The following is a 9,880-nucleotide window of genomic DNA, read 5'->3' as shown; positions in this document are numbered from 1 at the left end:
CAACCCAACCGATTTTGGGACTGGCCCCGAGGTGCGCTAATCTTTGATCGGCACCTCGGGCTGCCGATCACCTGACGGACTGCCGATCACGCGCCTGGCGCCTCCGCGCGCTGCTTCGCCACCTCGTACAGGGTGATGCCCGCCGCGACCGCCGCGTTCAGCGACTCGGTGGTCGCGGCGATCGGGATCGACACCACCGCGTCGCAGGCCTCGCGCACCAGGCGGGACAGGCCCTTGCCCTCCGAGCCGACAACCAGCACCAGCGGGTCGGTGGCGTACGCGAGCTCGCCCACCGGCATGTCGCCCCCTGCGTCGAGCCCGACCACGAAGCAGCCGGACTTCTTCAGCTCGGCGAGCTCGCGGGCCAGGTTCGTCGCCCGGGCGACGGGGACTCGGGCCGCGGCGCCCGCCGAGACCTTCCAGGCCGACGCCGTCACGCCGGCGGCACGCCGCTCGGGCACCAGCACGCCGTGCGCGCCGAACGCGCCGGCGGACCGGAGCACCGCGCCGAGGTTGCGCGGGTCCGTGATGTTGTCCAGCGCCACGATCAGCGGCGGCTCGCCGGCCTCCGCCGCGGCGTCGAGCAGGTCGTCGGCGTCCTTGTAGTCGTACGGCGGCACCTTCATGGCCACGCCCTGGTGCACGGCGCCCTCGGTGATCTTGTCGAGGTCGAGCCGCGAGGCCTCGAACATCGGGAGGCTGCGCGCGTGCGCGATCTCCAGGATCTCCTGGGTCCGGTCGTCCGCGTCCAGGTGGGTGGCCAGGTAGATGCCCTCGGCGGGCATCTCGGCGCGCAGCGCCTCCAGGACCGCGTTGCGGCCGGTGACGACCTCGGTCGTGCGGCCCGCTCCCCCGCTCGTGCGGCCCGCGCCGCGGCCGCCGGGACGCCGTCCGGCCGCCGCCGCGCGCCGCTCCGCGGCCAGCTTGCGCTCGTGCGCCGGGTGGTAGGTACGGTCCTCCGCCTTGGGCGTCGGCCCCTTGCCCTGCAGCGCCTTGCGGCTGTGTCCGCCGGTGCCTACCTGGGCGCCCTTCTTGGAGCCTGCCTTGCGTACCGCACCGGCGCGCTTCGAGTTTCCTGCCATGGTGTGTCTCGTCTCTCAGCAGGTGGTCGAGCTTGTCGCGACCACCGCGGGTTCGGTAGAGGCGGTCGCGACAAGCTCGACCACCGGGGAAAAGATCAGGACAGCGTCCAGCGTGCGCCGTCGGCGGAGTCCTGCACCTCGATGCCGGCGGCCGCGAGACGGTCCCGGATCGCGTCGGAGGTGGCCCAGTCCTTGGCCGCGCGCGCCTCGGCGCGGGCCTCGAGCTCCGCCGTGACGATCGCGTCGAGCGCCGTGGCGTACCGGTCGTCGGTCGACGTGGCCGCCCACTGCGGGTCCGCCGGGTCGAGCCCCAGTACGTCGAGCATCGCACGCAGTGTCACCAGCTCGGTACGCACCTCGGCGTCGGCCCCCGACGCGAGCGCCGTGTTCCCGGCCCGGAGGTGCTCGTGCACGACGGCGAGCGCCTGCGGCACGTTCAGGTCGTCGTCCATCGCGGTGGCGAACGCCTCGGGGAGCTCGGCCTTGGCGACCTCCTCCGCCGGGACGTCGCCCACCCGCTCCGAGGCACGGGCTACGAAGCCCGAGAGGCGCTCCCACGTGGTGCTCGCCTCGTCGAGCGTGTCGGGCGCCCACTCGAGCATCGACCGGTACTGCACTGCGGCCAGCGCGTAGCGCACGACGGGCGCGGGCGCCTCGTTCAGCAGCTCGCTGACGAGGAGGCCGTTGCCGAGGGACTTGGACATCTTCACGCCGGACTGGGTGACCCACGCGACGTGCATCCAGCGGTTCGCGAAGCCGTAGCCCGCCGCCCGGGACTGCGCCTGCTCGTTCTCGTGGTGCGGGAAGCGCAGGTCGAGGCCGCCGCCGTGGATGTCGAACGTGTCGCCGAGGTAGCGGCGGGCCATGGCCGAGCACTCCAGGTGCCAGCCGGGGCGCCCGCGCCCGTACGGGGTGTCCCACGACGCCGACTCGGGCTCGCCCGGCTTGGGGGCCTTCCACAGCGCGAAGTCGTGCGGGTTCTTCTTGGCGTCGCTCGCCGTGCCCGTCGTTGGCTCGCCGCCCTCCTCGGGGCTGAGGTCCTCGACCTTCTGGCGGGTGAGCTCCCCGTAGGCGGGCCAGGAGTGGACGTCGAACCAGACGTTGCCCGCGCCGGTGCTGTAGGCGTGGCCCTTCTCGACCAGGCGTTCCATGAGCGCGACCATCTCCGGCACGCTGCCGGTGGCACGCGGCTCGTAGGTGGGCGGGAGGACGCCGAGCGCGTCGTACGCCTGGGTGAACACCCGCTCGTACAGCGCGGCGTGCGCCCACCACTCGCGGCCGGCGGCGGCCGACTTGGCCAGCACCTTGTCGTCGATGTCGGTGACGTTCCGGATCAGGGTGACCGTCAGGCCCCGCCGCGTGAGCCAGCGCCGGAGCACGTCGAACGCGACGGCCGGGCGCAGATGGCCGACGTGCGGTGGTGCCTGCACCGTGGCGCCACACAGGTAGATGCCGACCTCGCCAGGGGTGATGGGGTTGAAGTCGCGCACCTCGCGCGTGGCGGTGTCAAACAGGCGAATGGTCACCTGTCAAGGGTACCGGCGCCGGGGTAACCATTTCCTGCGCGGGCGACGATCGCCGTCCGCGCAGGAATCAGCTCGGCTCCTCGGCGAGCAGACGGGCGACGTGCCGGTGCCCACGTGCCTCGTAGCCGACGATCGTCACGACCGGCGCGAGCATCACCAGGAGCAGCGACCACGCCATGTGGAAACCGGCGGCGGCGGTGGCGACGGACGCGGCGAGCACCACGACGGTCCCGACGACCAGGAGCAGGTGCAGCCCGTCGAACGACCGGGTCAGCACCCAGAACAGCGCGTAGTCGGCCAGCACTGCCACGAGCACCGGCACGGCGACGGCCAGCACGGTCCCGACGGCACCGATGTGGGCGTCGCCCGCCAGGTAGTAGGCCGCCACGTGCAGCCCGGCGCCAACGCCCGCGAGACCCGTGAAGACCAGGATGTTCCCGTAGCCCCAGATGTACGACCGCTCCCGGTGACGGTGCAGCATCTCGGCGTCCGGCGTGAGGTAGTACGTCCACCAGAGCCCGAACGTGATGCCCATGCCCGCGAACGCCACGAGGACGGCGTCGAGCGTCCAGCCGGACTCCCCCGTGACGGCGGAGAGGGTCGCGACCGTGCCGATCACGCCCTCGCCGAGCGTGATGATGGCCAGCAGCCCGTACCGTTCGGCCATGTGGTGGGCGTGCCACGGGGTGCTCCGCGCACCGGGGCGGTCGGCACGGAACCGCTCCGACAGGTAGGGACCCGCCATCTCCGCGACGCCAAGCAGCGCACCGCACGCGAAGAAGACCGCAACGCTCACGGGCGCGACGGCCAGGACGATCCACCCGATCTGCGTGATGACCAGCGTCCCCACGTACCCCATGCACGTCGCCCGGTACTCGGGCGCCTGCCTGGCCGCGCGCAGCCACTGCACGAGCATCGCCAGACGCATCACGATGTACCCGGCGACCATCACCTCGTTGTGCACCCGGTCGCCGGCCACTATGGAGTGGAACATGTCCGGCAGGCCGAGCGCCAGCACCACGACGCCGATCATCTGCACCATCGTGGTGACGCGGTAGAACCAGTCGTCGGTGTCGAAGGCGGAGGCGAACCAGGAGAAGTTGATCCACGCCCAGCAGATGGCGAACATCGAGAACGCGAACCCGATCGCACCGGCGGCGGCGTGCCCGTCGGCCACCAGGTGGGCGGCCTGCTCGGCGGCCACACCGAACCCGACGACGAACGCCAGGTCGAACAGCAGCTCCAGCGGGGTCGCCGTACGCGCCGGCTCGTGGGGGTCGCGGCCCGTCATGAGGCGGCGGTGGTGGTGGTGTGTCACGGGCATGGCCTTGTTCTACCGGATGCCGCGCCCGGCCATCTACCCAAGGCTCCGGCCCCGCCTGCCGGGCGACGCGTCAGACCTTGATGCCGAACAGGTTCTCGGCGTTGCGGAACGCGATCTTCTCCTTGTCCGCACGCGGCAGATCGACCGCTCGGAACCAGTCGGTCCCTTCCTTGATGCCCGCGAAGGGGTAGTCGGTCGCGAACATCACCCGATCCACACTGATGTACTTCAGCAGGAGATGGAGCAGGTCGTCCTGGAAGAAGGCGCTGGTCGTGAACCAGAAGTTGTCCCGGAAGTACTGCCCGAAGGGCTTCTTGAGCGAGTCCTCGGTCGGCTCGCCCATGTCGTTGGCGATTCGCTCGAAGTAGAACGGAAGACCCTCACCCATGTGGCCGATGATGATCTTCAGTCCGGGGAACCTGTCGAAGACTCCGTACGCGATCATCCGGACGCACTGGATCAGCACCTCCTGGTGCCAGCCGAGTCCGGACCCGCTGAAGATGTAGTCCTGATACTCGTCCGTGTACTCCGACCGGGTCGTGCGGTAGTAGATGTCGAAGACCTCGTCGGCCGGGTACCCGGGATGCAGGTAGATCGGCACGTCCAGGGCCTCGGCACGCGCCAGCACGGGCTCGAAGTCGGGATGATCGAGGTACTTCTTCGTGATGTGCCCGTTGGTCAGGGCGCCCAGGAAGCCGTCTTCCCGCACCGAGCGTTCCAGTTCGTCCGCCGCGGCCTCCGGGCTCTGCAAGGGCAAGGTGGCGAAAGCCTGGAAGCGGCCGGGATAGCTGGCCATCGGCCCGTCGACGAGCTGCCGGTTGAGACGATAGGCAAGGTCGACGCCCTTCTGCCCGGGGACATTCTGCGCGGACGGCGTGTGCGCGGAGAGGATCTGGACGTCGAGTCCCCCCTCGTCCATGTCGCGGATACGGCGTTCGCCCAGGTCCGCGAGACCGATCTCCTCGAGGAACGCGATGTGGTCCTGACCGATGGAGTTCAGCCTCAACAGCTCGGGAGTCGAGAAGGTCTCCTCGGTGCCGATGAACTTCAGGTCCTGGTCGCGAAGTGCGATGTCCTTCTTGGTGAGCGAGGTTCCCCGGTCCTCCTTGCCATCGTCACGTCCCGCGAGTGCCGCCGCGGACAGTCCGACGCCGGCGACGAGCCCAGCCGCACCGGCGAAGAAACCACGGCGCCCGAGCAACGGTCGCCCTCGGTCTTGTTCGATCGATTCCATGTCTGAATGTGCTCCTTCGGCGCGTTGACGACTCCGTGCGGAACACGTTTCCAGGCCCGCCCGCCCGAGTCGTCGGCCTACGGAAGACACCTCCCCGTACTCCGCCCGGAGTACGGACGACGAACGGTCCTGCCCGGAGGGGAGCCGCTTCCGCGTCGCGTCAGCGGAGCCCGGCCTCGTAGGCGGCGATGACGAGATGGACGCGGTCACGGGCGCCCACCTTCGCGAGGATGCGGGCCACGTGCGTCTTGGCGGTCAGCGGGCTGACGACCAGCTCGTCCGCGATCTCCTGGTTGCTCAGGCCTGCGGCGACGAGCCTGAGCACCTCCCGTTCACGCGCTGTCAGGCGGGCCAGCCGCTCGGGTGCCGGCGCCTCCGGGCGACTCAACGCACGGGTGATGACGGCCTTGGTCGCGCCGGGTGACAGCAGCGACTCCCCCGCGGCGACGGTGCGGATGGCGTTCAGCAGGGCCTCGGGGCGGGTGTCCTTGGGCAGGAACCCGCAGGCCCCCGCGCGAAGGCCGCGCAGTACGTTGGTGTCCGTCTCGAACGTGGTCAGGATGAGGACCTTGCTGCCGCTCGACGCGTCGGCGGCGGAGATCTGCCGGGTCGCCTCGATACCGTCGGTGCTCGGCATCCTGATGTCCATCAGCACGACGTCGGGTCGCAGGTCCGTGGTCAGCGTCACCGCCTCCTCGCCCGTGCCGGCCTCCCCGACGACCTCCATGTCGTCAGCCGAGTTCACCAGCAGCGCGAACGCGCCACGCACCAGGATCTGGTCCTCGGCGAGCAGGACCCGGATCACGTGGGAACCCGCCAGGTCACCGGCAACGGCAGGCTGGCCCGTACCTCGAACCCTCCGGACCCGTCCGGGCCGGCGGACAGCTCGCCGCCGACAGCCTGTGCTCGCGCTGTCATCCCGGCGATCCCGAAGCCGGCCGGTGTCATGATCGAGCTCGGTCGTGCGGGCCCGTGGTCGACGACCGTGATCCGCAGCCGGTGGCCGTCCCGGTCGAGTCGGACGGTCGCCTGCTTGGCCGTGGAGTGACGAAGGACATTGGTGAGCGCCTCCTGGACGATCCGATAGGCCACGACCGACACCGTCGAAGGTAGCTCGTCCGCCAGCCCGGCGGCCTCCAGGTCGACCCGGACATCGGCGGCCTCCGCCATCTCCACCAGACGCCGCAGCTCACCCAGGTGGGGCGCCGGCTCGGTCGGCTCGGTCTCGCCACCGTGTAGTACGTCCAGGATGGCGCGCAGCTCACGGAGCGTGGCCCCGCTCGTGTCCGACAGGTCGTGCAGCGTGCTGGACAGCTCCCGCAGGGACGTGTCCCCGCGGTCTGGAAGCTGGTCGATCAGGTGCGCGGCGACGGACGCCTGGACGTTCGCGACGGCGAGGCCGTGGGCCAGGACGTCGTGCAGCTCAGCAGCGACCAGGACCCGCTCCTCGGCGACCCGCCGTTCCACCTCGTCGGCACGCTCCTGCTCCAGCCGCGCGGCGACGACGGCTCTCCAGCTCTCCCGGAAGCGGACCGCCAGCCCGGCGAAGAACGCCATGAACAGCCAGCCGACGCCGAGGAGGGCATCGCCGAGCGCCCCCGACGTCTCGTCGGCAAGGACAGGAACGGTCACCGCGGCCACCGCCACCAGGGCGGCGACGGGCCGCCGCCGCGGTTCGCTGTAGCGAGCCGCGGCGAACGCCGCGACGAAGGAGGCCGGCAGCGTGGCCTCGTGGGGATAGTCGAGCAGGTGGTACGGCACCGACACCGCGAGAACGACCAGGACGACGAGGATCGGCCGGCGCCGACGGGCCAGCAACGGCACCGACGTGGCGCCCAGGAGCAGGACCGCCCACAGATCCACGCTGCGCTCGCCGTCGAAGTCGACCACGTGGAGCGTGATCGCGGCGACGACGCCGAGCACGAACGACCCCGCCGCCAGCAGGAGATCGGCTGCTGACGGACGGAGCGCCGTCATCGTTCGCACAGGGACATCGACCCGGTCCCCCTTCCGGTCCTCTGGCGGGCGCAAGGCGTTCCGCACTACCCGAAGTTCTTGTGCTCGCCCCGGTAGGTCGGCACCGTCTCCACGATCTCGTCGCCCCGAACGAGGTGCACCTGGTCGAACCGCTCCATCATCTCGCCCGCCTTGGCGTGCCGGAGCCAGACCCTGTCGCCCGTGCGCAGCGTGCCGTCCGGTGTGAGTCCACGGGTCACCCGCAGCGGGGTCTGCACCTCGCCGACGCCCTCGGGACCGCTCAGGGCGTAGCCGGGCGTGAACAGGCGGGGCACCCGTGCGGCTCCCGCCTTGCCGGACGCCACGTACCCGCCCGCGAACGCGGTCACCCAGCCGGGCGCGGGCTCGCGCACGACGTCGAGCCCGAAGAACGACGCCGGACGAGGCTGGAACGAGCGGTAGCCGTCGAACAGGCCCGGCGTGTACAGGCCGGAGCCCGCCGTGACCTCGGTGACGCCGGGCGCGCCACCGCTCACCTCCACCGACCCGGTGCCACCCGCGTTGACGAGCTCGACCTCCTGCCCGACGGCGTCGCGCACCGCCGCGAGGATCCGCACCCTGCGGTCGTTCACCTCGCGCATCGACAGCCGCTTGACCAGCCGGACGGCGGGGCTCGTATCGGGCAGCCCGGCGACCTGGGCCTCGTAGAACATGAGGCCGCGCACGTCCAGTCCTCTCGCCTGCGCCACCGTCGCGAGCGCGGCGACGTCGCCGGGCTCGCGGAGCGGAGAACGCCGCACGCCGAGATGGGCGGTCAGCGCGCCGGCGCCGACCCGCAACGAGCAGTCGACGTCCAGGCACACCTGGAGAGGGCGGCCGCTCGCCGAGCCGTTCGCGCCGGCGGCCTGGTCGGCGTCCGCGATCAGGCCGAGGTGGACGACGTCGTCGACCATCAGGGTGATCTCCGCGCGGGCCGTCGTGTCGGCCGCGAGGGCGGCCAGCGCTTCCTTGTCGACCGTCGGGTAGCCGACCAGCACGTCGCGCACACCCTGGCTGACCAGCCACAACGCCTCGCGTACCGAGTACGCCATGACGCCGGCGAACCCGTGCCCGATCGCGCGCGCGACCAGCGAGCGCACGCGTACGGACTTCGACGCGACGCGGACCGGCACCCCGTCGGCCCGCTTGAGGAGATCGAGCGCGTTCGCGTCGAACACGTCCAGGTCGACGACGGCGAGGGGGGCGGGCAGCCCGGACGTGGCGGCGGTCAGCCGCGCGACGGTGTCTGCTGCGGAGCTCATGTCCGAACGCTACTCCCCGGCCCCACCCCGCGACAGAGGCCTGGTCCACGGCACGGCGCCGTGGGATAGTGCATCCGTGATCTGGACGAACTGGGCGCGCACCGTCAGCGTGACCCCCGTGCGGCAGGAGCAGCCCGCCTCGGCGGACGAGCTGTCCGACGCCGTACGGCGCGCGGTCAAGGAGGGACACCAGGTCCGCGTGGTCGGTGGCGGGCACTCGTTCTCGCCGGCGGCCGCTACCGAGGGCGTTCAGCTCAACCTCGACCGCATGACCGCCCTGCACCGCGTCGAACGCGACCCCGACACCGGACACGCCCTGGTCACCGTGGGTGCGGGTATGCGGCTGCGGCAGCTCAACCAGGTCCTGGCCGAGCGTGGGCTCGCCATGCAGAACCTGGGCGACATCGACCAGCAGTCGGTAGCCGGCGCCATCTCCACGGGCACGCACGGCACCGGCGCCCGGTTCGGCGGCCTCGCCACCCGCGTGCGGGCCCTGACGATCGTCGGGCCCGACGGCGAGGTCACCCGCGCAACGTCCACCGAGCACCACGACCTGTTCGAGGCCTCCCGCCTCGGCCTCGGCGCCACGGGGGTCCTGAGCACCGTGACGATCGAGGCGGTCCCCGCCTTCGACCTGCACGCAGTCGAGGATGTCTTGCCGGTGGAGCGTGTGTTCGAGGAGCTCGGCCACCTCGTCGACGAGACCGACCACTTCGAGTTCTTCTGGTTCCCCACCGCGAACCGGGTCCAGACCCTGAGCAACACCCGGGTCGAGGCGAGCGCCGATCCCGGCGGGCACATGGGTGTGGGGCGACGGCTTCGGCGGATGGCCGCCGCGGCGCGCACCTTCGTCGACGAGGAGGTGCTGTCGAACACCGCGCTCGAGCTGGCCAACCGGACCGCCACCGCGTTTCCCGCGGTGACCCCGACGCTCAACGCCGTCGCGGCCCGCGCGCTGCGCCCGCGCACCTACACGGCGCCGTCGTACGAGGTGCTCTGCACCAACCGGCGCGTGCGGTTCCGCGAGACGGAGTACGCGGTGCCGCGCGCCCTCGTCGTCGACGTGCTGAGGGAGATCGACGGCTGGCTGCGCCGCACCGGGGAGAACGTCCCGTTCCCGATGGAGATTCGCTTCGCGCCCGCCGACGACGTCTGGCTGTCCACCGCCTACGGTCGCGACACCGCGTACATCGCGGTGCAGCAGTACTGGCGACTGCCTTACTCCCGGTACTTCGACGCCGCCGAGCGGATCTTCACAGCGGTGGGCGGGCGCCCGCACTGGGGCAAGCTGCACACCCGCGACGCCGAGTACCTCGAGGGCCAGTACCGGCGGCTCCCGGACTTCCGCCGGGTCCGCGACGCAGCGGACCCGGAGGGCGTGTTCGCGAACCCGTACACCCGGCGCGTCCTCGGCGGCTGAGCCGGAGGTGCCGCGCAGGGTGCGGGCCGAGGAACGA

8 protein-coding genes are annotated in these 9,880 nt (G+C 71.3%); 1 reads left to right on the top strand and 7 read right to left on the bottom strand.

Features of this window, described 5'->3' with window-relative positions; genetic code table 11:
* Positions 1–86: 86 nt before the first annotated feature.
* The 7 genes from rlmB to ACFWE2_RS22245 all read right to left on the bottom strand — a co-directional run bounded on the left by rlmB (position 87) and on the right by ACFWE2_RS22245 (position 8,423).
* The gene (gene rlmB, locus ACFWE2_RS22275; protein ID WP_377226392.1) at positions 87–1,082 is read right to left on the bottom strand and encodes a 23S rRNA (guanosine(2251)-2'-O)-methyltransferase RlmB; all 996 of its coding nucleotides are present in this window, start codon (positions 1,080–1,082) and stop codon (positions 87–89) included.
* A gap of 95 nt (positions 1,083–1,177) precedes the next feature.
* The gene (gene cysS, locus ACFWE2_RS22270) at positions 1,178–2,608 is read right to left on the bottom strand and encodes a cysteine--tRNA ligase (protein ID WP_377226391.1); all 1,431 of its coding nucleotides are present in this window, start codon (positions 2,606–2,608) and stop codon (positions 1,178–1,180) included.
* Between the two features lie 67 nt (positions 2,609–2,675).
* On the bottom strand, positions 2,676–3,932 hold the full coding sequence (locus ACFWE2_RS22265; RefSeq protein WP_377226390.1) for a low temperature requirement protein A: 1,257 nt from the start codon (positions 3,930–3,932) through the stop codon (positions 2,676–2,678).
* Between the two features lie 70 nt (positions 3,933–4,002).
* Positions 4,003–5,376, bottom strand: coding sequence for an amidohydrolase family protein (locus ACFWE2_RS22260; protein WP_377226389.1), 1,374 nt, complete (start codon positions 5,374–5,376; stop codon positions 4,003–4,005).
* Entirely contained in the window at positions 5,327–5,971 is a 645-nt protein-coding gene (locus tag ACFWE2_RS22255; RefSeq protein WP_377226388.1) for a response regulator, read from the bottom strand. The genes ACFWE2_RS22260 and ACFWE2_RS22255 overlap by 50 nt, the downstream gene beginning before the upstream one ends.
* Entirely contained in the window at positions 5,968–7,143 is a 1,176-nt protein-coding gene (locus ACFWE2_RS22250; protein ID WP_377226387.1) for a sensor histidine kinase, read from the bottom strand. Before ACFWE2_RS22250 ends, ACFWE2_RS22255 begins: the two co-directional genes overlap by 4 nt.
* A gap of 65 nt (positions 7,144–7,208) precedes the next feature.
* Positions 7,209–8,423, bottom strand: coding sequence for an alanine racemase (locus ACFWE2_RS22245; protein WP_377226386.1), 1,215 nt, complete (start codon positions 8,421–8,423; stop codon positions 7,209–7,211).
* Positions 8,424–8,499: 76 nt separating this feature from the next.
* Between ACFWE2_RS22245 and ACFWE2_RS22240 the strand changes: the two genes are divergently transcribed.
* On the top strand, positions 8,500–9,843 hold the full coding sequence (locus tag ACFWE2_RS22240; RefSeq protein ID WP_377226385.1) for a D-arabinono-1,4-lactone oxidase: 1,344 nt from the start codon (positions 8,500–8,502) through the stop codon (positions 9,841–9,843).
* Positions 9,844–9,880: the final 37 nt, after the last annotated feature.

It is taken from the genome of Promicromonospora sp. NPDC060271 (assembly GCF_042726755.1).
Lineage (GTDB): Bacteria > Actinomycetota > Actinomycetes > Actinomycetales > Cellulomonadaceae > Promicromonospora.
The sequence above is the reverse complement of the archived record's forward strand: the minus strand, read 5'-3'. Positions and strand labels throughout refer to the sequence as shown.